Here is a 23,941-nt window from a genome sequence, read left to right on the forward strand (position 1 = left end):
TCCCCTCCTAAGTATCTTTACACTAATAAGACGTGTATCACCCGCCGAAGTTATACGGGGGGAAAAGAAATATTTTAAAAAGGCTGTACACAATTTACGATTTTTTACAAAAATGTACTGAGACATACTATATTAAAAATCAAGCCTTATACACAGTTTCCCCGTTAACCACTGTCATCATGGCCCTTGTTTGCAGCAGGGCTTCCGGCGTGACGGCAAACGGATCCCTGTCGAGGATGGTGAAGTCAGCTGCATATCCTCTCTTTATGATCCCAGAATGATTTTCATGCCCCGCAGCATAGGCGCTGCCTTTTGTATACAGACTAATGGCTTCATACATAGATAGCTTCTGGTCTTCGCCATACACGATATTCTCACCGTTCAGTTTTGTCCTGTACACCGCCGCATAGATGCCGAGTATTGGATTCAATTCTTCAATCGGTGCGTCGGATCCTCCTGCACAATGCAGGCCTTCCTCGAGCAGCGTCTTCCAGGCATAATTATATTCCATATGATCTGCCCCAACCCGGCCGATTACCCAGGGAAAATCGGATGTGACAAAAACAGGCTGGATATCAAGCACAACCGGAAGTTTTTTTGCCCGTTCGATCAGTTCCTTACGAAGGATCTGTGCATGAATCAACCGGTCTCTCTGCCCAGGCGGAGGCGGATCCGCTTCAATGGCATCTAGGGTCTGTTCGAACGCCAAGTCTCCAATAGCATGGACTGCGATTGCCATGGAGAAGCTTCTTGCCTTCTTTACGAGATTGAAGAAGTCCTCCCTTGTATGGACTGCAACTCCTCTTGTGGACGGATCGTCATGATACGGATGGCCGAGCAAGGCAGTCCTTCCCCCAAGAGAGCCGTCCGCGAAAATCTTCATCGGTCCAAATTCTATATATTCGCTGCCCGTCTTATGGCGGAGACCGCTGGCATTCATCTCATCCACCACCCCGTGGTGCACGAGGAGATGCGCTTTTAATGGGAGCCCGCCTTCTTCCAATACCTTCATAAAGGTTTGGAACGTGTTATGAAAGCCGCTGTAGTAATTGAGATCTTCTGTGTGAACACCGGTCAGTCCAAGACGGTGGCAGTCACGGACAGATGTCTCCATGGCCCTTTTCAGATAACTATCCGTGACTGGCGGCATCAAGCCGAGAACATGGTCAAGCGCCTTATCCTTGAACAAACCGTTCAGCCTGCCATCCGGATATCGGCCTGCCACCCCTCCTTGAGGAGGAATAAAATCCTCATTTATGCCGAGCATCTCCAATGCCTTTGAATTGGCAGCAAGCACATGCCTGCACACGCGTTTGATAATGACCGGATGATGGGGCAGAAGGCGGTCCAGATCGTCCAGCAGGATCAATTCGGGGCTTGGCCACTCATTTTCATTCCATCCTTCTGCGATCATCCATTCATTTTCAGGAATCTGGTTCTGCAGGATCTCAAGCGCCGCCAGCACATCTTCACGGGACCGCAGTCCGGCAAGATTCAGCCTCAGCAATTTTTCACCATGCCCGATTAAATGCATGTGACTGTCGACAAATCCCGGGAACATTGTCTTTCCAAGCAAATCCACCTTCTCTTCGATCGAATCCTTATACGTATGGAGAAGTTTTTCCTTATCCCCTGTATCGAATATTTTTTTGCCGTCGGTGAGGACCGCTTCTGCCTTTTTGCCCTCCTTCTCCATCGTGTAAATATTGCCTCCATACCATAATCTTACGGTCATAACATTCTCCTTTTATTTCGAAAGCCAATGAAAAGCCCGCCGTTGGGCGAGCAGCTTCCAATCTTATGACCTGGCTTTCGGTTTATTTTCCAGCTGCCTCAGCTCCACTCTTCTTATCTTTCCGGAAGTGGTCTTGGGCAGGTCTTCAATGAATTCAATTTTCCTGGGGTATTTATACGGGGCTGTCAGACTCTTCACATGCTCCTGCAATTCCTTTATAAGGCCGGGATCTTCCCTGTCAGCCTCATTCCGGAGGACGATGAACGCCTTGACAATGCTCCCCCTGTCTTCATCCGGACTTGCTATAACAGCGCATTCCCTTACTTTAGGGTGCTTGACCAGTGCATCTTCCACTTCAAACGGCCCGATGGTATAGCCTGAGCTGATGATGATATCATCGCTCCGCCCCTCGAACCAGAAGTACCCGTCTTCATCTTTTACTGCCCGGTCGCCTGTTATGTAATAGTCTCCCCTGAACTGCTGAGCTGTACGTTCCGGTTCTTTATAGTAGCTCTTGAAGAGTGCCGGCGTTTCAGAGTGGACAGCAATATCGCCGGGTACTCCAGGCTTGCACGGACGGCCATTTTCATCGATGATATCTACAGTATTTCCCGGTGTCGGTTTACCCATGGAGCCCGGCCTGACATCCATCCCCTTCGTGATTCCGACAAGAAGCGTATTCTCTGTCTGTCCATATCCATCTCTGACCGTCACATTAAAATGCTTCTGAAAGGTATCGATCACTTCCCTGTTCAGGGGTTCTCCGGCCGAAACTGCGCTGTGAAGGCTGGTCAGCTGGTAGTCTTCCAAATTATTGACCTTTGCCATCAGCCGGTATTCAGTCGGTGTACAGCATAATACATTTACCCCATGCTTATCAAGCATGCCGAGGTAGGCGGAGGGATCAAATTTTCCTTGATACACAAGGCCGGTGGCACCGGAACCAAGCACCGATAGAAACGGACTCCAGATCCACTTCTGCCAGCCGGGCCCGGCTGTTGCCCAGACAATGTCACCTTCATTGATGCACAGCCAGGAAGGAGCAGCTGTCCGTAAGTGCGCAAATGCCCATCCATGGGTATGCACAACGCCCTTTGGATTCCCTGTTGTTCCCGAAGTATAAGACAGGAACGCCATATCCCCGCTGGCAGTATCCGCAAAGTCCATGCTGTCCGAGGCCTCATCCATCAAACTGTCGAGATGAAGCCAGCCTGGAATATCTCCTCCTGCCGAAAACTTCTTGATGCCGTCCATTTCCTTAATGCCTTCGAACTGGGCAGTATATGGATGAAAACTGACCACCGCTTTAACATCTCCATGTGAAATACGGTACTGAAGATCCTTTGCCAGGAGCATTTCGGAACTTGGAATGACAGCCATCCCTGCCTTCAAGGCAGCAATATACACCTGATATGCCTCAATGGAACGGGGGATGATAATCAATACTGTATCTCCCTTTTCGAGGCCCTGTTCCATGAAAGCGTTGCCGATTCTATTCGCATTCTTGATCAAAGCTGAATATGTAATGGTGCGGGATTCTCCCCTGTCATTTTCAAAAATCAAGGCCGTTCTATCGGTATCCTCAGCAAACCTCTCGATTTCCCTGACTAAATTATATTCCTTTGGCGCAATCAAGTCTTCTCTATTCATCCATCTGCCTCCTAAATACCAGTATTCTACAATTATATCAGAATATTATAAAAAATGAAAACGCTTACCGGGAGTCTTAAATAGACTGTTTTCGCAAATATGCGGCTGTTGAATTATAAAGTGGATTTGGCACTCCATCTGCGCGGGGCGGGAGGTGTGCCTCCTCAGCTCAGCCTCCGGGGTCCCGCCTGTCCCGCTGCTTAAAGTATAGCGGAGTACGGTGCCTGCTGATTAAATTGGTATTAATGGGCTTTCAAAGCCTATGCCAAAAGAAAAAGGAATCGAGCATTACCCGTTCAAATCCGACGGTAAAGAACGGGTAAAAGGGCTTTATGTAAATAACTATCACAGCCGCTTAAAGGGCTGGATGAACCGTTTTAATGGTGTAGCTGCAAAGTATCTAGACCATTATCTAAGCTGGTTTCTGTTCCTGGAACTAATCCGTTTCCGAAACAACTCTACAACTGTAAGTAAGATGATTGTCGATAGCTGCTTATTTCCGACAGTGGCTACTTATGATAATTTAAGGTTATCAACATTCAGAGTTTCATAATCCACTGTTCAATTAACGTGGCAGGTTAGTTGAACAGTGGATTATTTTTGGCACCTGGGAATTTGTATAAATCACGAATAAACTATAAGTATGGAGGGAGAGATTATGAGGGGTAGACCAGAACTAAAAATAGAAGTAGAAAAAATTTATAAAACAAAGAAGAATCCTAATGGAATGTTTGTAGCACGTATTATCCAGATACCCAAAGAAGAAAAGCTACATTTTGTTTTGGTGATTCAAAACCGAAAAAACAAGCAGATTACTTATAAAGAAGTCTTGGTAACAACAGATAATGATTATTATTCCTTTCGGCTTGCACGGGGAAATCTTGAATGGGTGTCCTTGAATACAGTTTCTGTATGGGACAGGCTCGGGCATAAATTAGTGGAAGTAGCAGCTTTAACAGGCAGGGAAAAGTACCGTATTTCTGATGAACATTGTTCAGCATATCGGCACAAATGAAAATGTTTAATTTAAACCCTGAGACTATGATGAAATGTTCTTCTTTCACTAATGGGTGCTTACGTTGAATTTGGATTTCAAACAAAGGACCTTAAATCAGGTCCTTATTTTTTATGGTCATTTATCAACAATATTATTTAACATAGCTAATTAGAAACTAAACTGCTTTCCAGGCAGATACCCTATAAAGAAGACTTGCTGACTGGCGAGCGTAAGCTGCGACAGAAGCTTAGCCGCACTTATGCGTTAGCGAAAGAAGACTTGCTGACTGGTGAGCGTGTGCTGCGACAGCTGCGGGAAGTGGTTTTCTTCCCATAGAGTGATTGACTAGAATTGCAGGCCGAAAGTCTCGCGGCCAGATCAGGGGTCTCGCGCCTGAAGCGTAAGTCCACTCTCTCACAAAACACCCCGCAAGGTAATCTCTGGAAAAGATCAGACAAAAAGACGGAAGTTTCCTCCCGCCTTTCATTTAGAATAAATTCAGTTCGTCTTCATTTCCCGGCTGCTCCCCTGGAGTGATGGTGATGGTTTCAATGCCTTCAACCGCCGCGTCCACAAGCTCATCGAAGTTGACAAAGCTTTCATAGAACTCGACTTTTTCTTTTTTGGGCTTTGTCTTTGGATTGGCAGGAGTAAATACTGTGCAGCAGTCTTCATACGGCCGGTTTGAAATCTTGAGTGTATCGATTTCTTCCGCAATTTTCATAATTTCAATTTTATCCATGGCTAACAGCGGCCTGAGGACAGGCGTGCTGGTTACGTCATTGATTGCGTACATGCTCTCCATTGTCTGGCTGGCCACCTGTCCAAGGCTTTCACCGGTAATGATGGCAAGCGCCTTCTGCTGCGCCCTCATACGATCCGCTACTTTCAGCATGAGCCTTCTTGTGCTGGTCATGGTGTAATTTTCAGGAATCTGCTTTTGAATCAGTTTCTGGATTTCGGTAAAGGGAACCACATGCAGGATGACCCGGCCGTTCACCTGGGCCAGCCTGCTGCATAGGTCGATTACTTTCTGCTTCGATCTTTCGCTTGTGAATGGAGGGCTGTGGAAATGTATGCACTCGATGTCCACTCCTCTTTTCATGGAGAGATATCCAGCGACAGGGCTGTCTATACCGCCTGAGAGCATCAATAATGCCTTGCCGCTGTTTCCGACCGGAAGGCCTCCTGCTCCCTGAATGTTTTCACCGGACAAATAGACTGCTTCTTTGCGGATTTCAATCCGGATGCTTAGATCTGGATTTTTTACATTAACAGTAATTCCATCTGTATTCCTAAGAACATGTCCGCCTACCTCATGATTTACTTCATCTGTATTCAGCGGAAATTCCTTATCGGCTCTTCTGGTGTTCACCTTAAAGGTTGTTACCGGCTGGCTCAGCCCTTCTACATAGGAAAGAGCCGCCTCTTTAATGGACTCGATATCACGGCTGACTTTCATGGCAGGACTGAAGTTCTGTATCCCAAATATCCCCTTCAGTCTGTCAGCCACTGCAATATGGTCCTCTCCGTTCAATAAAACAAACATACGGTCACGGTCAGCGGACACTCTGATATTTTCAAAGTCTTTCAAAGATCTTTTGATGTTCAGCTTCAGCCTGTCGATGAATCCCTTGCGATTCCGCCCTTTTGTCGAAATTTCTCCATAGCGGATTAATATGTGGTCATATAGCATCTTTTTACCTCGAAACTTCCTGTAGTTTATATATTGCACTTTTAATTTCTGTTAAAAACACGCCCGCTTCCTCAAGCGTATTTTGAAAGGAAAGACTAACCCGCAGCGTGCTTCCGGCACGAACTTCATCCTTCGTCATGGCGAGAACCGTCCCGCTGACTGCCTTGCGTTTAGACGAGCATGCACTTGTAGTGGATACATAAATCTGTTTTTCTTCAAGGGCATGGACGAGGACCTCAGATTTCAGCCCGGGGACAGAAAAATTCAGGATATGCGGGGCAATCCCGTCTCTTGGAGTATTGATCTCTACTCCCTCGATGGCTGCCAGGCCAGTACGTATCGTCTCCCTTATACCGATCAGGCGGGCTGTCTCGCTGTTTAACTGCCTGCACATTCGGAGTGCCTTTGCCATCGCAACAATGCCTGCTACATTCTCCGTTCCTGACCGCAGCCGGGCTTCCTGGCTCCCGCCCGAGAACAGGGGGGAGATAGCCGTTCCCTGCCTGATATAGAGGATGCCGCTCCCCTTTAAGCCGTGAAATTTATGAGCAGAAATGGACAGTAGGCTGATGCCTGCATAGGGGATATTCAGATCGACTTTTCCTGCCCCCTGAACATGATCCACATGAAAGAGGACCTTCGGGAAAGACTTTAGTCTCTGCCCTATTTCTTCAACTGGCTGTATCGTGCCTGTTTCATTATTCACATGCATCACAGAAACCAAGATGGTATCAGGCCGGATGGCATGAATGATTTCATCAGCACTGACCCTTCCCTCTTCATCTGCGCCCGCATAGGTAATTTCAAAACCGAATTCTGTCCGGAGCTGCTCAAGCGCCTCTTTTACTGAGGGATGTTCAATTGCAGTTGATATAATGTGTCTGCCCCGCTTGGAATGCATCAGGGCGGCTCCTTTTAGGGCCAGGTTATTCGCCTCGGTTCCACCGGATGTAAACAGTATTTCACTTTCTTTTACACCAAGCAGCTGAGCCATCTGTCTGCGTCCATGCATCAACAGCTTTTCAGACTGCGCCCCGAGTGAATGCAGGGAGGATGGGTTCCCAAAAAAGGTCTGTGCCACTTTTACATATGAATCAATAACTTCCTGAAAAGGCTTGGTTGTGGCACTATTATCAAAATAAATCATATTTCCACCTTCATTTCCTGCTTACTTCAATGGATGTAGTCCATGTTACTAATCGTACACTATAAATTCCAATGATATGAATGGTTCTGCTTGCTTGTTAGTATGCATCAAAATGAAGAAAACCTCCAGGGGCCGGAGGAATCTGTCCCAAACAAAAAGCCCCTTATACAGGAGGCTTTGGCGGAATGCAATTATCTGATTTCTTCCAGGTCCATCTCTATTTTTTTCAGGCAGCCTGGTTCGACTTTCTCAAGGACGCTTGCAGCTTGTTCCAGTGCTTCTTGATATTGATAGCTGTGAAAATTGACTTCAGCCTTCCTTAACCCCTCAGCTACAGAAGGATACTTGCTCCGGTAGCGATTTCCGTACTGAATGACTTTTTCCGCAATCAGCATATGGTCAACGATATCCTTTGAATAATCATGAAGCTTTTCGACTGAGGACTGTGCCTTTTCCAGGTAGATGGCCACAGACGCCATATCAAGCGGGATTTCCTCAAGTTTCACTTCCACATCGGCCAGGCTTTCTCTGACTTCTGAGACATATGAAAGATATTCCTCCGGCAGCCCTGGTATGTTGCTTTTCTTGATTCGGCGAGCAATTTCATGCATCCGCTTCTTTAAGGCAGAAAGCACATCCCTGGCTTCCAGCTCATCTTTTCTCAATGCATGGAGCTTAGCCGTAAAGGCGGCCTGCTCTTCCTTGATCAGGCGCAGCTGCCCCTCCAGCTCTTTTAATTCCTCGCTGATGATGGAATGTGCCTGATTCTCTTCGTCAAGTCTTGCCTCAAGCAGCAGGAAGCGCTTTGATGCCTGGCTGATGACCTTATCCATGTTCCGCTGGTGACCGAGTTCATTCTCTGGCAGATGGTAGCTTTGCTGCACCATAGCTGTTTCAGTCTTCAGCTTTTCATTCTCAAACTCGAGGATTGATAATTCCTCTTTCAGTGCCGGCTCCTGCTCCCGTATATACTGTCTTGCCACTGCTTCCCTTTCGAGCAAGTCATAAAGCACATTCAAGCTGTCCTGGATTTCCCCCAGCCCTTTTTGGGCTTCAGCTGTTTCGGCCGCCTCCAGATGGCTGCTGTATACTTCGAGCTCTTCCTCGATTCGTGACATTTCCCCTTCGAATCCAATATGCTCAAGAGAATATCCCTGCTCTCCCATTTCAGCATAGCCGTTTTTAAGTTCATCGATTTGGGCTGGAATCTGGGTCTGTGCTTCCAGCAGGAGCTGCGGTATGGTTTCCATTCTTTCCCGGACTGATTCCAGATTGGATTTAATCATGAGAACATGCTCGCGGGCCTTTAGATAGTTTCCGTTTTCCGTGGCCTCTTCAAACTGTCCAAAAAGCTGGACAACCTCCTCAAGCATGGCCTCCAGTCTGGCAGCCGCCTTTGAATAAGAGTGCCTGTGGGCAAGAAGGGTCTTTTTGAGACTGCGGTAGCTGTCTTTCAAATCCTCAATTTCCGTACGATTCTTTTCCTCACTGCCAATCAGATCATTCAGTTCATCAAGGATGCGCTGGATGGATTTTTCTGTATCTACAAGCTTTTCCTGGATTTGATTCTGGACGGCCTTCGATTTATTCATCCGGAATCTGTCAGCGAATTCTTCACCGTCGAATAGAAGCTCTTCAATTTCCGGAAGGCGGTTTGTGATGATTTCATCCCATTCCTTCCTCCAGTTCTCAAACATCTCTTCTGTTTCGCCTGTCATGTTCAACTGCTTGACCTTTGAAAGCTCATCCAGCACCGGGCGGTTCATGATATCCATTTTCCACGCTTCCAGCCTGTCCAATTCCTTATAGTGCTTTTTTTTCAAAAAATAACCAATTGTGAAAAATAACAAAATGATCCCGATCGCAATTATTATGTATTCCATGGTAAGCCCCCTGCTCTAAGGAAAAAAATCAAGATATATTAAAAGTTCATATTATATGTAATGTCAATGCTATTATGATACCATGTTCACAATCATTTTTAACTAATAAAATGATTTTTTTTGGATATTTTATTTCTCCCGGCTGCATGTGGGCAGCATCCCCCCTCGACGAGGCTTTTAAAATACGGTTCTTTTCTGAGGGAATGTTATTTTTAACGTATTTTGTGATGATAAAAGGTTTAGATAAACAGGCTTGTTTAGGGACGTGCCCTCTCCAATAAACACAAGATTTACAAAAAGCCTGAAATAAAAAATGGATCCCGCTCGGGAAGAGGGGATCTCGAATGGTCCTGCTATATTTTTCCGGCGGGATTCAGACCCCAGCCATCGCCATAGGGGCTTCTGTCCTGTCCAGCAGATACATGTGGATGTAGTGGTGGATTTCTTCTCTGTATTTCCTGGTGAAATATTCCTCATTCGGAAATTGGTAAAGTACCTCCATCGCATATTGGGCATGGAGAAGAGGGGCCGTCAGAAGGCCTTTAAGCTGAAGTATGAACAAAGGGGAGGGGAGGCTCCGGAATATACCTTCCTCGATGCCTGCTTCCAGCATTGCGGTTAAATAATACTTTTCTTTTGTCCAGTAAGTCGAAAGGATCTCCCTGTTCAGGCTTGAATCCAATGAGATTTCACCATATACGAAGCGGGCAGCCAGATGATTGGCCCTTTGGAAGTCAAAAATGTCTCTTACCAGCCTTTCCAGGCATCCAAGAGGGCCATGGATATATAAGGTGTCGAAATGTCTTTCCATGAGCAGGAGATATTCCTCCAGATATGAAGTTAGACAGTATTCAAGCAGTCCATTTTTATTTTTAAAATAATAGGAAATGGTGGCAGAATTGACTCCCGCCCTGCTGGAAATATCCCTGATAGAGGTCGCATGAAAGCCTTTGATATGAAATAAATAAAGGGCGGATTGGACGATGGCAGCTTTGGTTTCATTTTTCCGGCTCATTTATCTTCACCTCTTTTAAAATTGCTTACCTAGCTATATTCTTGTCCACCGGCTGATTTTCCTTTGAAAATAAGTCGACAAACTATATGATAGTTTTACAATCTTTGTAGAAAAAAGGAGAGAGACTATGTTCAATGTACAAAACTACAGCGGAACAAAAGAAGAAAATTATGCACTTGCCATCAAACAGCTGACGGCCCTGATTGAAGACGAACCCAGCCGGATCGCCAATCTTAGCAATGCTGCCGCATTGCTGGCTCAACTGCTGGACCGCGTCAATTGGGCGGGCTTTTATTTGATGGACGGCGGCGGGCTTGTGCTCGGTCCATTCCAGGGACTCCCGGCCTGCGTGCGGATCCCCCTTGGTAAGGGTGTGTGCGGCACAGCAGCCGAAAAACGTGAAACTGTCCGGGTCGAAGACGTTCACGCCTTTCCCGGCCATATTGCCTGCGATGCTGCCTCCCAATCCGAAATAGTCGTCCCCCTCATCAAGGACGGAGAGCTTTTAGGCGTTCTGGACATAGACAGCCCTGAAAAAAACCGCTTTGACGAAACTGATCAAAAAATGCTTGAACTTTTTGCAGAGGCGCTTGTGAAGCACCTTTAACTGCAAAGCAGCCCATGCATGGAAGGGACTATGGACAGAACAGGAACAATAAGGCTGTGGAACGGAATTAAGGCGCAGGCAGGAATCCAGCAAGATAAATAATGGTCAGACCCAGTGGCTGGAAGCCTTATGATACTTTCAGCTCCGCCCTTTTCCGCAGAAAAAACAGATACAAATCCTCATGGCCGGACGGTGTCTTCATAACACCATCCGGCCTCTTTCGCTTTACGTCCTCTCAAGAAAACCAAATTTTCATGACTGATGACTGGATTGTGCATAGAAACGGCTGACTGGTAAAAACTATCTCCATTCCAGATGATGGAGGAAAACGATGGGATACCGTAAGATTAGAAAACTTAAAACAGACCAGGCTGAACAGAAGGGCGATACCGAAAATCTAAACAGCCGTGTATCATATCAAACCACCTTAGAAGAGTTCAAAGACAGCGCCGATTTGTTTTACAATACCATTCCCCATCTTAATCTGCATTTCATCCTGCTTAAAAACATTGCAAACGAGAAGAAAATACAGATGTATCTGGTAGATCCTTTTGAGAATGCAGACGCCGGGCAGGTTCAAGGAATCCTTTCAGGGAAAATGTATAAGCAAAGCAATGATCCTGATACAGTCTATAATGCTATCCTCAGCGGACAGGCAGCCATTTTCTTCCGTGGACAGGCACATATTGTGGATGTATTCGGACCTGAAACCCGGGCGGTGAATGAATCTGGAACTGAATCGGTCATATCCGGACCTCATGAAGCGTTTAATGAATCAGCGGGGAAAAGTATTTCTCTGATCCGCCGGAGAATCAAAAGCACCAGATTGAAGGTGATAAAGCTTAAGGCAGGTGAAGTGACAAAAACCGATGTATACCTCCTCTATATTGATGGGCTCGTCAACATGGAAATGCTCTCGATGTTGAAAAAAAGGATTTCCTCCATAGAAATTGACGGAGTATTTGATACCAATATGCTTGTTCAGATGATTGACGACAATCCCTTTTCACTATTTCCGCAGTTCCTTACAACAGAGAGGCCGGATGCTGCATCCTCGAAGCTTATAGAAGGGAAAATCCTTGGAATAACAGACGGAAGCCCGTATGCATTCATTGCGCCTACAAGCATATTTGAATTCTTCAACTCACCTGACGATTATTACCAGAGATGGGCAGTGGCGACCGCCTTGAGGGTGCTCAGGTATACAGCCTTATTCATCACGATATTTTTGACGGCCTTCTATGTGGCGCTCACCACTTTCCATTATGAAATGATCCCAACAAGGCTCCTCATCACGTTAATGGAATCACGCAGCAAGGTTCCCTTCCCTCCTATATATGAAGCTATGCTCCTGGAGTTTACGATTGAACTTTTGAGGGAGGCTGGCGCGCGGCTGCCGACTAAAATCGGGCAGACCATTGGAATCGTGGGGGGGATTGTCATTGGCCAGGCGGCAGTACAGGCTGGTTTCACAAGCAATATCCTGATTATTTCAGTTGCTCTTTCGGCGGTTGCTTCCTTTGTAATACCAAGCTATATTATGAGTTCATCCATTCGGATCATTCGTTTCCTTTTAATTTTCTTGGCAGGTATATGGGGGAATTTCGGCATCATGGTCGGCCTCGGAATGATACTTACCCATATTTCAGGTGTTAAGAGCTTGAACACCTCATACCTAACCCCGCTGGCACCTTTGTTTGCAAGCGACTTGAAGGATATGGTTTTCCGTGCTCCCTTTTCCTTACTGAAAACTCGGCCAGCCCAAGAAAGAACGCCTAATCCATCAAGAACAAAAAGGAAGATATAAATGGCCCAGCCAAGAGAAACGCTTCATTCCATCCACATTATCATTTTTATTTACCTGATTCAGTCGGGTGTTGTCTTATTCAGCCTGCCGAGAATTCTGGCGCAGGGATTTGGGACGAACGGCTGGGCAGCATTATTCATTATCTCGGGCGGTGGTATGGTAAGCATTTTGCTGATAGGCGCAGTATACCGGATGGGAGAAGGAGAATCGATTTTTATTATCCTTGAAAACAGCATGCCAAAGGTCTTCATTTACGTTCTATATTCTTCTTTGATCATCATCTGGTCATTGCTTGCCTGCATCGTGGGAAAGCAATACCTTTTTATATTCCAGCTGATTGCCGGTCCCACCGCCTCTGAAATGGTCTTGAAAATGGCCTATGCCTTCCTTGCCTATCTCATTGCAGTAAAGAGCCTTTATAATATCGGAAAGCTTGCGTTCCTTTTCTTTATCCTGACAATCTGGATGTTGGTTTTAAATGTATTTCTCCTGGATGATGTAAGCTTGGTCCACTTCCCGCCCTTTCTGTTCAAGGATGGAGGTAACTGGATCAAGGCCAGTTTTGATGTGTTCACTTCATTATTGGGGTTTGAACTTTCCATCTTATTTTTCCCTTATGTGAACAAGCGGTCCCGTCTCATCGTCTCCGTATTAATTGGCAATGCTGTAACAACTGTGGTTTATCTCATTACCTGTATCATGTGTTTCGGCTTTTTCGGGTACGAGTATTTAAAAGTATTGATTTTCCCTTTTATCGACCTTCTCTCCAATATCGAACTCCCCTTCATCGAAAGGATCGAGAACTTCCTGTATGCTTTATTTCTATTCAAGGCATTAATGGGTTCAGTAATGTATTATTGGGCGGCTAAGGAATGTGCAGCACGTGTCTTCAAGAAAACAGGAGAAGAGAAAATCGTATTCTTCCTTATTGCTGCCACCTATTTTATTTCATTTATTCCAAGTACCCTCGACGAAATATCTACATGGCTGGGGTTTCTTGCTAATGCTGAGACAGTCATCGCTTTTGCCCTGCCTGCCCTGGTGATAGCGGTGCTTTTTTTCAGGAAGAGGGGTATGAGCCATGCCAAAGGATAAAAAAATTCTTTTCTTATTCCTGGCTTGTATTCTGTCCGGGGGCTGCAGCCAGCAGAGAATCCTGGAGGAACAGGCGATGGTTCAGGCCACCTCTTTCGACTTGATAAAGGAAGAGACCGGGACAGAGCCTGCAAAGATCCGCGTTTCTGATGCCCTTCCCCAGGACCGTTCCACTCAGAAGGTGCTCACGGCAGTTGCCAGGAGCAGCAAGGAAGCCCGTGCAAAAATTAACAGCCAGACAAATCTTAATATTGTCAGCGGACAGCTCCGTACATTCCTATTCAGCGAAAGTCTTGCAAAAAAGGGCTTATTGAAATACACTGACACACTTGAAAGAGATCCCGCCATCAGCCAGCAGACCAATATGGTCCTTGTCGAAGGTAATGCCTATAAAATGCTTTCCGGAGACTATAAACAGAAGGAAGCAACGTATGCGTACCTTGACAGCCTTATTGAAAAAGCGGTAAAAAGCGGCGATATCCCCGAGTCCAAGCTGTTTCACTTTGTGAGATCAAATGTGGATGAAGGCACTGATCCAGTCATGCCCATTCTCGTCAAAAAAAAGGATCATGTGGATTACAACGGTCTCGCCCTCTTCCGTGATGACCGGTATATCGCAAAACTGAGCCGTGACGAGGGAATTTTATTTTCAATGATGACTGAGAATTTGGATGCAGGGCAGATCAACTTTGAATTGCAGGCCAAGAAAAGCCGTATACCAGATTTCTTAGCTTTTGCTCTGCTGCGCACCTCAAGGAAAGTCAAAGTTGAATATACAGCAGACAAAAAGCTAAAAGTGAATCTGAGAATAAAAGCAAGCGGCTCCATTATGGAGTTTATCGGGGACCGCAGCCTAAAAAGCGCAGCGGCAAGAAAAAGACTGGAAGGAGAAATGGAAGCGTATTTTGAACGTAAAGCAAACAGGCTGATTAAAGTGATGCAAAGGGAAAAGGCAGACAGCCTGGGTCTTGGTCAATATGTCAGGAACAGCATCGGCTACAGCAAATGGAAGGAAATGAATTGGAGGAAGGAATATTCTTCTATCCCCATTTCGTGCCAAATCGAACTTGCGATCAAGGATTTTGGAAAGGCTGCTTTTTAACCCAGCAGGAAACCTAATTCAAACAGAAAAAGCGCCGCTACTTCAAATAGGGCGCTTGTTCTTATGGAAGCAATATGATATCGTCCTCATGAACAATGAGTTTGTTCTTGCCAGAATTCTTGGCATGATAAAGGGCTTCATCAGCCCTCTTGAAAAGGGCCTTGGCTGAATCTGTCCGAATTTTATTCCAATGGGAGATTCCACATGAAATGGTGATAGAGGGTGTTGATGTGGATTTCACCCTCTCCAGCAGCCGCTTTGCAATTGATATGCCAACGGAGAGTGAAACACTCGGCAGATAAATGGCAAGCTCTTCCCCGCCCCATCTTGCGCCAATATCAGTTCCCCTTATGTTCTTGACAATCAGGCCGGCAACCTGCACCAGGACTTCATCTCCTACCTGGTGTCCGTAGGTATCGTTGACCCGCTTGAAGTTATCGATATCCATCAGGATAAAGGTTCCATTTTCATCTGATTCAAAAGATTCTGCAAGCTTCTCATCCAGGAAATTTCTGGAGTAAAGCTTTGTAAGCGAATCCGTGATCACCATCTTCTCCAGTTCTTCCCTGAGCATAGCATTTGCAAAGGCCAGGGTGGAATGATGGATCAGAGACTGGAGAAGCTTAAACATCTCAAATGAAAAGAAATACTGTACAGAATGAAGGACGACAGCATAGCCCTTCAGAGAATCACTCTGGATCATCGGGACTGCCATCATCGACCGGAACGGCAGGCTCGCGAATCGTTCATGCTGTGATACATCCCCCATATAAACCGGCTCTTTCCCCCGGACGATCTTTTCGGTAAGATATTCGATATACGGTGCTGAATCTTCCAGGCGAAAGAAACTGGTGCTTTCTGAAAGGACCTTTGCACCTTCATGGGAAAGGGTGATAAAGCCAATCTCCTCTGCATGGAAACTTCTTAAGATCTGTTCACGCATATAAGCAATGGTCTCACTCAGGCGGAGGTTGGAGTTAAGCTTATGGGAAGTTTCATTTATGAGCTGCAAATCGGCAACCAGACGCTTGGACTGCTGATAGAGCTGAGCGTTTTCCAAAGCCCCTCCGGCTGACTGTGCGAGCAGGCTGATGAATTCGGCGGCATCCTGCGGAACGCTTTGTTCTGCAATGACCTGAAGGACTCCGTACACTCCCTGTTTTCCCTTAAGGGGTGCATATAATAGAGCTTCCCTTGAATGGATAGAATTCTCAAACTGGATGGTACCTGTCTGGTAAGCCTGCATGGCCGGAAGATCCTCACTGTCATAATCCAGGCTCTTAATCGGCAGCCCCTCATAACCGGTATTGTCGTGTGAAAGGAAAAGGAAATAGGTAAAGTCGGAATATACATCCTTAAGTGTATCTATCATTCCAGTCAAGACATCAGCCATATTCATCGAAGAATGGAATTTTGCCGTAACCCGGAAAAGCTGCCTGAACCGGTTCTGTTCCCTGACCGTATCGCGAAGCTTCCAGGCCGTGTGCAGCAGCATGGAGCATTCCGCAGCAAGTTCATCCGCATCTGATCCATTTAATCCCCCTGCCCTCAGTCCTCCGGCAGCAATCAGGCCGGTATGCCGCCTGCCTTTTTTTAATGGAAGGAACCAGGTGTAACCATCAAGGCCAGGACTTGGGGAGACGGTGCCGGCATCATCCGGAAGGCCGTTAGCCGCAAACCTTATGCCTTTTTCCGCCGATTCAGTGGATGCTTCGGCAATCAGCATCTGTTTCCCGCTGTCATAGACAAATAAAGTAACGACCCTGGCCTCAAGGACGCTTTCTAAAGCTTCAAGCAGTTTATGAATAAAAGGTTCATATTGCAGATTTCCATCTTCAGAGTTCATTAAATCAAAAAAGGGCCCCTTCAGCATACTGGACCACGTACTATTATGTAAGCTCATTCCACCCATCCCTATTCAGTAAATCCGGAGCATGTACAATCATTATATACAAAATTTACTGAAATTTCCTTTAAAAAATTAAAATAAATTATATTAAAAATGATTTCTTCAATTAATATATCATTCCTGTAAAGGCTGTTGACTTTATATTTCTTTCGTTATATAATGGCTTTTGTGTAAAATATCGCAGCCTATGTGAGCTGTTATACGTGATCCATTATGTTCCTCGCGATAGAGGTGCATCTCGTAACCCTGTGCTGCTAGGGCGAAGGTGCATGAAAACATAATGGCGTATAAACCTTGCGCACATCTGTTTTTATTTTACCAAAATAAAAACACTAAAGGAGGAGTCATTCATGGCTCGCTATACCGGCCCAAGCTGGAAACTATCCCGCCGCCTAGGCATTTCATTAACTGGAACTGGTAAGGAATTAGAAAAACGTCCTTACGCTCCTGGACAACATGGTCCAAACCAACGCAGAAAGCTTTCTGAGTATGGTCTTCAATTACAGGAAAAGCAAAAGCTTCGTCACATGTTCGGAGTGAACGAGCGTCAATTCCGTACAACTTTTGACCGTGCAGGCAAACTGCAAGGAAAACACGGTGAGAACTTCATGGTACTTCTTGAAAGCCGCCTTGATAACCTCGTATACCGTCTTGGCCTTGCCCGTACACGCCGTCAGGCTCGCCAGCTTGTAAACCACGGACACATCACTGTCAATGGAAGCCGCGTAGATATCCCATCTTACCGCGTACAAGTTGGACAGACAATCAGCCTTCGTGAAAAATCACGCGGACTTGACATCGTTAAAGAAGCGATCGACGTAAGCAACTTCGTTCCTGATTACCTTACTTTCGATGCTGACAAATTAGAAGGTACTTTCACTCGTCTTCCAGAACGCTCTGAAATGCCTGCTGAAATCAACGAAGCTCTTATCGTTGAATTCTACTCTCGTTAATTGATTTGCTTATTAAACAGCAGTCAAAAAAACCCTAGAAGCGTTTCAACGCTTCTAGGGTTTTTTTTTACTCCTCTTTATAGAATTTTATATTCTCACCCGATTCTTTATCCAATTTTGGGTTTGTTCTAAGCTAAATGGGGCTGGACCTTTTTTTGGATATTATAGTTTTAATATTTAACTATACTGAACGTTAGAATAATAAGCTACTGCAAATACATTACCATAAAAAGTAATCAAAATATTTACGAAAGAACCCACTAAGTAGACCACACCTTATAGCTCGCCTGTTTTTTCGCTCTAATTAAAGAACTTTTACTGATTCCAGTTATCTCCTCAATTTCCTAATAAGAACGGATTCCTAAAAGCGTCACAATCTAGGTCTGCCTTCTCTTAAAACCTCACCCTGCTTTGCAATGGCTTTCCATTCTTGTGTCCTTTCCACAATCATATCCCTCTCAAATTCCGCAAACGAACTCATGATATTAAAGATTAATGTCCAGTTGGCGTATCCTCTACCAGCCCTATATTCAATACATGAACCTTTACGACTCTTTTGGATAATTCCCTTATGCTTGTTATTGCGTCGTCTGTAGATTTTGCAAAACGTTTTAACTTAGTTATCACTAAAGTGTCACCCGTCTCCAGGATAGAAAAAAGCTTATTAAATACGGGGCGGTCTGATTGGTTCCAGTAAAAAAAATGATCCGAAAGTTAGAGAAGATCCCTCCGCGAAAAGCGAGCCGAATGATTCGGTGTCTCAAGCGCGGAGGGATTTTTTCATAATATCTTTTGAGTTCTTCCACCAGATTACGGAAAAAATTAGCGTCAAAGTTTATAACGTTAATCCAAGGAAGAAATGATTAGCCTTATTGATTCAACTAAATCTTTTTGAGACCAGCTTGGCAGATTGGGAGTTTTTAAGGCAAGCTGGTGAGAAGCCGGCATGTGAATAAAGCCTGCACGGCAGTTCTTGTTTTCGCTGCTGATTTTATGCAAAACATTATACATTACATTATTGCAAAGATATGTACCAGCAGTGTTGGAAATCTCGGCTGGATATCCATTTTCCTCCAAGACTTGAACAAATTTGCGGATAGGCAGTGTTGTAAAGTAACCGTCTTGTCCATCCTCTACAATGGGTTGATCTTCAGGACTGACGCCACGATTATCTTTTGGACCATCGCTGCAGTTAATTGCAATACGCTCTGGAGTGATTCGGTTTCTTCCAGCTGCTAATCCAAGCGAAATTACTACATCAGGGCTAACTTCGTCAAAATACTGTCTGGCTCTTATACCTGTTTGCTCAAAGTCAACAGGAAGAACCTTTCCTGTGACATGATAATTTCCAATTTTCTCGCCGTTTAGTTCGTTTACAATTTCAAAGGTAGGATTGATGGGAAATTCAAGAAAAGGTTCAAAACCGGTTAGCATCAAAGTTTTCATAATAAATTCATCCCTTCTGAAGCGGACGCTTCCGATAATATTTAATATAGTCTTGGTCTTTCTTCCTCTTAACTTCTGTGGTACAGGCTGCCATACGCTCAATGAGTCCCAGATAAAAGGATTTCTGCGATAAAACACATCCAGCGAGTGTCTCACCATATACTGTTTCATCAGCTGCCTCAGTGATAAATTCAGCACTGCACCATTCTGGATATCGAGATAAGTAAGTGCTTGATTCTCGGTCTGCTTTTGTATCCCATCGATAAAAGTTCATGCCATTTTCTTGTTCAATTGGAAAGACTTCCGGCAGCCAGTTGGTGCCATATTTGAAATATCGCTGTCTCCAATATTCATTCTTGTTTTGTATGGCTTCATTCCTATTGATTTTTTCAATAATCCCTTTGATCAAATAGTCCTGAATGGTTTGATGTTCAGGATATTGAGTTTTGTCCAGTTCCTTCGTAATGCCGTAAATGAAAGCACTTGGTATGGAGTAGGAAACTGGAAATCTTGGCGGACTATTAAAACCTGAAAATGGCTGGATCCACTCATGCCCAGGAATCCCATGGCCATCCAAATAAACATCGGGCAACCATCTGTTTATAATATTCGGAACTACTTCTGCCTCGCCAAAAATCGTCTTTTTATATCGTACATGTGCAAACTCCAGACCAACTGCATTATATCTGGCTGCATGGTGCTTCCACTCCGGATTGCTTTCGGTTAGACGACTGTGTAAATGGGACCCATCAGGATTAGCCCCCGGGATTACGATAATATTTAAGCTATTTAGCACTTCCGGCCGCATTGCTATAATTTCCTTTACCAATTCGCTTGCAGCCGGAGAGCTCGACACCTCATTAGCATGATGTCCTGTTTCAATCAGAATCGTAGGCTTATATAAAGATAATTTGTGAGAAGAATAGAAATCCTGCATGGATGGCTTAATAACTTCAAGAACCGGTATCGCGCGGCCTTCATAAGAAGTACCGCCAAGCCAGATATTTACGCCGCCGAGACTTGCTAACTCCGAAACATTTTCATTCCATTCAGGCAGGCTGTAAGAACACCATTGTTCACGGGCATAAAAATTTTCATTTCCTGCGCCCGTCTGAATTATGCAGGAAACAGGTTCTTTGTCGTCTGCTGTAAAATTTAGGATTTCTGTGGATAGTTCAACCTTCTCTTCTGGTATAAAGCCATAAAGCTTTATTTTTGCAAAAGGTTTTCCGCCTTGAATTACATCCAGGAAAGGATGGACTCCGCCTGGCGCATCCCAGCGTTGGCCGCAACTAACTTCTCCTAAATGTTCAAAATAGTCGAGGACACCAAAGTAGATATCTTCATGTAATGCTTCAAGCGGAGATATTCTCTCTTCCTCAATGCCTAATTTCCGCTCCTCCTCACTCATACTTATTTCGAGATGCAGGCGGCTGAAGAACGGCTGTTCTTTTCCTCTTCCTTCCTCCTGTAACGGCAGGACCGGTGTTATCTCTTCCCTCAGCTCGTTCAGGAAGAACTGCCAGAATCGTTCTCTATCAGTTGGATTCTGGATCTCTCTGACCAAGCTGCCATTTTTGTATAACTGAATCAGCCCTGTGGTTGGATAAACCTTGTTTTTATCATCAATATAATCCAATTCCACTGTCGGAACCTTAAGTGTTTGCTCTAAAATACACTCACCTGAGTGGTCAAATGCCTTAAATATATAGTGTTCTTCAATATCTTCGAGGAAGAACTCAATAAGATCGCTGCTGATTGAAAAGAAGCGTCCAAGAATTTCATCTATCGGATATAGTTCTTGAATCCAGCGGTTAGCCAATTCTAATCCGTGTTTATTCCGCTTGCATACAATATGTATCTTGTCTATGTCCTTCCCCTGCAAAAGAGGCATAATTTCTTCTTCTATCCAGAAGTATCCAGGTTTAAATGCGGACAGTACTTCAACCTCTTCAGCAGCTGACAGACTTTTTATTTCATTTACTAATTGCCGGCGGATGGAAGCAGGTTCCGAGATAAACACACGAACCTGATCAACTGCCTCTGCACTTTTGATGAAGAGCAGCAAGTCCTCCTTTTCACCGTGGTCCTGCCAATACTTTTCGTAAACTAACGGTTCCTTCCGAATGTCTGTTTGCCTTACAGCCTGTTCCCATTGGGCAAAAGTACCTCCTTCTTCGTATCTTTTTGCACAAGCAAAATAGGAAAGGGCATTTTTAACGGCTTCCTTACCGCCACTGATAAAAATCTGATCCAATTCCCAGCTCACCTGACAAGAGTCTGAATCAGTTAATTCAATGACAATGTCTAGTTCAGGGTGATTGCTGCCTGTAATCGGAAACTGAATCCCTGTTGCATTCAGGCCTATTCTTGCTGCAAATTCAGCAGCTCTAATCAAAACATCCGCTGTTACATCACTTTTAAAGGAAAACCCAACATTTAGCTGGCTGTTTAAATCCACCCTTCCTCCCTGAAAAAATCCTTGAACAGTCCAGATGTTTTGCAGGCCGCCAAGAGACGTTGATTCTGTTTTAGTAAATGAAAGAGGGTTAATATCTACCCATTCGCTTTCGATTTGATCTGAAAAAGATACCCGGTATTTTTTTTCAGTCCATTCTATTCTAGTAATTTCTTTTGGAATCCATTCTTCAGGGATATCATACGGCCATGAAGAAGCCACCCAGCGCAGGAAACCACTAAGGATTTCTTCATTACCGCCGGAAGCCTCAATACAATTGTCGATCACCTGGAAAACTGCCGCATCCTTTAAAGCGGTATCTATGGAAAAAGCAACCGTACATGCCCCGCCATTATTGTGTTTGATAAACGGGAAAGACAAGGCTGTAGTTTCCAGGCCTAATCGGGCATAAAAATCAATCAGGCCTTCTGGTTTACACGCTTCATGAATTCCTGAAATTTCGATTCTAATTCCATCTGGAACAGAATCTTCGTTTGCATCCAGCAAGAACCCGTCACATGTCCATATTTTCTTTAGATCGAGCAAGCTTCCTCCTCCGTTTCTACACATTTAAGTTGGGATCCAATTCATCACGAAGCCAGTCACCCAGTAAGTTAAAACCTAAAACAGTCAACAGGATTGCAAGCCCCGGAAACGTAGCCACCCACCATGCTGTGCTCATATAATTGCGGCTATCGGCCAGCATTCCTCCCCAAGACGGAATAGTCGGGTCTACCCCGAGTCCTAAAAAGGTCAACGATGCTTCCAGTAAAATAAACTCAGCTATATAAAGAGTGCTTAGTACAAGGATCGACGAAGCGATGTTCGGCAAAATGTGCTTAACGATTATCTGGAAGTCCGTTGAGCCGGTGGCTCGTGCTGCCTGAATAAATTCTATCTCTTTAATGGCCAAAACCTGTCCGCGTACGAGACGGGCGAACCCGACCCAATAGGTTAACCCCAGGATTAAAATAATTTTGGAAATCCCGCCGCCCAGAACGGACATAATAACAATGGCAAATAATATAAATGGAAATGCCAGTTGAACATCAGCTATTCGCATGATGAAATCATCAAGCCACTTTCCATAGTAACCGGCAATCAGGCCTAAAACCACACCGATTGTCATAGACAAGAGTACACCGCATATTCCCACAAGCAGTGAGATTCTTGCCCCATAAATGATGCGGCTTAACAAGTCCCTTCCGATTTGATCCCCTCCGAGCAGATAGCTTGATGTTGAATCAAGCCACATCGGGGGGTCCAGCCTTGACCGAAGAGAAGCTTCGGTTGGCGTAAACGGTGCTATATATGGAGCGAAAAAGGCGCATATCACCGTACCCAGAACAAGGATTACACCTAAAAGAGCCCATGGATTTCTAATAAGCCGCTTTAGCACTTTCAGACCATCTCTTTTCCTTTCTGGAGCGAGGTGGTTCCCTTCAATTTCTTGAACAATTGCTGGCTCTGTCATTAGCTTTTGCCACCTCCTACTTTGATGCGCGGATCTATGATTCCATAGCTTAAATCAACAATCAGGTTTACAAACACCATGGTCAGTGCCAGGACAATAACTCCGCCTTGGACAACAGGATAATCCCTTTGGCTGATTGCTTCCACAATCATGCGCCCAACACCCGGCCAAGAGAAAACCTGCTCAATAATAACGGTTCCTCCCAACAAGGATCCAAACTGAATGCCTAAAAATGTAACGGTTGGCAGCAGCGCATTACGAAAGCCATGGCGGATAATGACCGCCCATTCATGTATTCCTTTAGAGTAAGCGGTTTTTATATATTGCTGATTAAGTATATCGAGCATCGAGGAGCGGACCAATCTTGCCAAAATACTGGATAATATTAATCCGAGTGTAACCGAAGGAAGCACCAGATATTCCGGTCCTTCATACCCTGATGCAGGAAACCACCCAAGAATGACGGAAAATACCATGATAAGCATAATTCCAAGCCAGAAGTTTGGAAAGGAAATTCCTAGCAGCGAGAACATTCTGCCGCCGAAGTCTAGAAAACTTCCGCGTTTAACAGCGGAGATAATGCCGACAGGAAAAGCAATGATAAGGGCAACGAGAATTCCTGCAAAGGCCAAGAGCATAGTGGCACCCATTTTATCAGCAATCATTGCAGCCACACTTTTACCAGATCGGAAGGATTCTCCCAAGTCAAAGGATATAAGATCTTTAAAAAACATTCCATATTGCACTAATAACGGCTTGTCTAAGCCTAGATTATGCCGCAATTCTTGTACGGCTGCTTTTGTCGGCTCGCCGGCCCCAAACATGACAGCAACCGGATCACCTGTTAAACGTACAGAAAAAAATACAATGATAGAAATAATGAAAATGACAAAAACACTATGAATAATTCTTCGAATGATGAAGGAAATCACTTTAGTACCTCCTTAGTGAAAAAAGGGTATTATGG

Annotated in this window: 17 protein-coding genes and 2 pseudogenes; 7 read left to right on the plus strand and 12 right to left on the minus strand. The window is 44.9% G+C overall.

Annotated features, from left to right (window positions below):
• Positions 1–139: 139 nt before the first annotated feature.
• Together V1501_RS16490 and mbcS are read right to left on the minus strand one after the other, a co-directional pair.
• The gene (locus tag V1501_RS16490; protein ID WP_409289796.1) at positions 140–1,735 is read right to left on the minus strand and encodes an amidohydrolase; all 1,596 of its coding nucleotides are present in this window, start codon (positions 1,733–1,735) and stop codon (positions 140–142) included.
• Positions 1,736–1,798: 63 nt separating this feature from the next.
• Positions 1,799–3,385, minus strand: coding sequence for an acyl-CoA synthetase MbcS (mbcS, locus tag V1501_RS16495; protein ID WP_409289798.1), 1,587 nt, complete (start codon positions 3,383–3,385; stop codon positions 1,799–1,801).
• A gap of 249 nt (positions 3,386–3,634) precedes the next feature.
• Here mbcS and V1501_RS16500 point away from each other — a divergent pair.
• Both V1501_RS16500 and V1501_RS16505 read left to right on the plus strand, forming a co-directional pair.
• A pseudogene (locus tag V1501_RS16500) lies at positions 3,635–3,938 on the plus strand (IS1595 family transposase); the annotation flags it as partial.
• Positions 3,939–4,043: 105 nt separating this feature from the next.
• Entirely contained in the window at positions 4,044–4,400 is a 357-nt protein-coding gene (locus V1501_RS16505) for a hypothetical protein (RefSeq protein ID WP_409289800.1), read from the plus strand.
• A 469-nt stretch (positions 4,401–4,869) separates the two neighbouring features.
• Here the strand turns inward: V1501_RS16505 and thiI are convergent, their stop codons facing one another.
• The 4 genes from thiI to refZ form a co-directional block, all read right to left on the minus strand.
• A complete protein-coding gene (gene thiI, locus V1501_RS16510) occupies positions 4,870–6,078 on the minus strand; it encodes a tRNA uracil 4-sulfurtransferase ThiI (RefSeq protein ID WP_409289802.1) in 1,209 nt (402 codons plus the stop codon).
• 4 nt (positions 6,079–6,082) lie between these two features.
• Positions 6,083–7,225, minus strand: coding sequence for a cysteine desulfurase family protein (locus V1501_RS16515; protein ID WP_409289804.1), 1,143 nt, complete (start codon positions 7,223–7,225; stop codon positions 6,083–6,085).
• Positions 7,226–7,416: 191 nt separating this feature from the next.
• Positions 7,417–9,108 (minus strand): septation ring formation regulator EzrA, encoded by a 1,692-nt coding sequence (ezrA, locus tag V1501_RS16520; RefSeq protein ID WP_409289806.1) that lies wholly within the window; start codon positions 9,106–9,108, stop codon positions 7,417–7,419.
• A gap of 373 nt (positions 9,109–9,481) precedes the next feature.
• Positions 9,482–10,123, minus strand: coding sequence for a forespore capture DNA-binding protein RefZ (gene refZ / locus V1501_RS16525; RefSeq protein WP_409289808.1), 642 nt, complete (start codon positions 10,121–10,123; stop codon positions 9,482–9,484).
• 127 nt (positions 10,124–10,250) lie between these two features.
• On the opposite strand from refZ, the gene V1501_RS16530 reads away from it, so the two are divergent.
• The 4 genes from V1501_RS16530 (at position 10,251) to V1501_RS16545 (ending at position 14,734) form a co-directional block, all read left to right on the plus strand.
• Positions 10,251–10,730 (plus strand): GAF domain-containing protein, encoded by a 480-nt coding sequence (locus V1501_RS16530; protein WP_409289810.1) that lies wholly within the window; start codon positions 10,251–10,253, stop codon positions 10,728–10,730.
• A gap of 331 nt (positions 10,731–11,061) precedes the next feature.
• Positions 11,062–12,537: a spore germination protein gene (locus V1501_RS16535; protein ID WP_409289812.1), complete on the plus strand. Its 1,476-nt coding sequence runs from the start codon at positions 11,062–11,064 to the stop codon at positions 12,535–12,537.
• Positions 12,538–13,632: a GerAB/ArcD/ProY family transporter gene (locus V1501_RS16540; protein WP_409289814.1), complete on the plus strand. Its 1,095-nt coding sequence runs from the start codon at positions 12,538–12,540 to the stop codon at positions 13,630–13,632.
• On the plus strand, positions 13,619–14,734 hold the full coding sequence (locus V1501_RS16545) for a Ger(x)C family spore germination protein (protein WP_409289816.1): 1,116 nt from the start codon (positions 13,619–13,621) through the stop codon (positions 14,732–14,734). The genes V1501_RS16540 and V1501_RS16545 overlap by 14 nt, the downstream gene beginning before the upstream one ends.
• 61 nt (positions 14,735–14,795) lie before the next feature.
• Here the strand turns inward: V1501_RS16545 and V1501_RS16550 are convergent, their stop codons facing one another.
• Positions 14,796–16,637: a diguanylate cyclase domain-containing protein gene (locus V1501_RS16550; protein ID WP_409289818.1), complete on the minus strand. Its 1,842-nt coding sequence runs from the start codon at positions 16,635–16,637 to the stop codon at positions 14,796–14,798.
• A 356-nt stretch (positions 16,638–16,993) separates the two neighbouring features.
• Here V1501_RS16550 and rpsD point away from each other — a divergent pair, with 356 nt between their 5' ends.
• Positions 16,994–17,596: a 30S ribosomal protein S4 gene (rpsD, locus tag V1501_RS16555; protein WP_409289821.1), complete on the plus strand. Its 603-nt coding sequence runs from the start codon at positions 16,994–16,996 to the stop codon at positions 17,594–17,596.
• A 260-nt stretch (positions 17,597–17,856) separates the two neighbouring features.
• On the opposite strand, the pseudogene V1501_RS16560 reads toward rpsD, so the two are convergent.
• The 5 genes and pseudogenes from V1501_RS16560 to nikB all read right to left on the minus strand — a co-directional run.
• Positions 17,857–18,295: pseudogene (locus V1501_RS16560) on the minus strand (recombinase family protein); the annotation flags it as partial.
• 144 nt (positions 18,296–18,439) lie between these two features.
• Entirely contained in the window at positions 18,440–19,042 is a 603-nt protein-coding gene (locus tag V1501_RS16565; RefSeq protein WP_409289823.1) for a pyroglutamyl-peptidase I, read from the minus strand.
• A gap of 7 nt (positions 19,043–19,049) precedes the next feature.
• Positions 19,050–22,046 (minus strand): M14 family metallopeptidase, encoded by a 2,997-nt coding sequence (locus V1501_RS16570; protein WP_409289825.1) that lies wholly within the window; start codon positions 22,044–22,046, stop codon positions 19,050–19,052.
• A 16-nt stretch (positions 22,047–22,062) separates the two neighbouring features.
• Positions 22,063–22,974, minus strand: a complete 912-nt coding sequence (locus tag V1501_RS16575; protein ID WP_409289827.1) for an ABC transporter permease — start codon at positions 22,972–22,974, stop codon at positions 22,063–22,065.
• Positions 22,974–23,906 carry a nickel ABC transporter permease gene (nikB, locus tag V1501_RS16580; RefSeq protein ID WP_409289829.1) on the minus strand — a complete coding sequence of 311 codons (933 nt, stop codon included), beginning with the start codon at positions 23,904–23,906 and terminating at the stop codon, positions 22,974–22,976. Before nikB ends, V1501_RS16575 begins: the two co-directional genes overlap by 1 nt.
• Positions 23,907–23,941: the final 35 nt, after the last annotated feature.

It is taken from the genome of Paraperibacillus esterisolvens, assembly GCF_046237625.1.
Taxonomy (GTDB): Bacteria; Bacillota; Bacilli; order Bacillales; family DSM-1321; genus Paraperibacillus; species Paraperibacillus esterisolvens.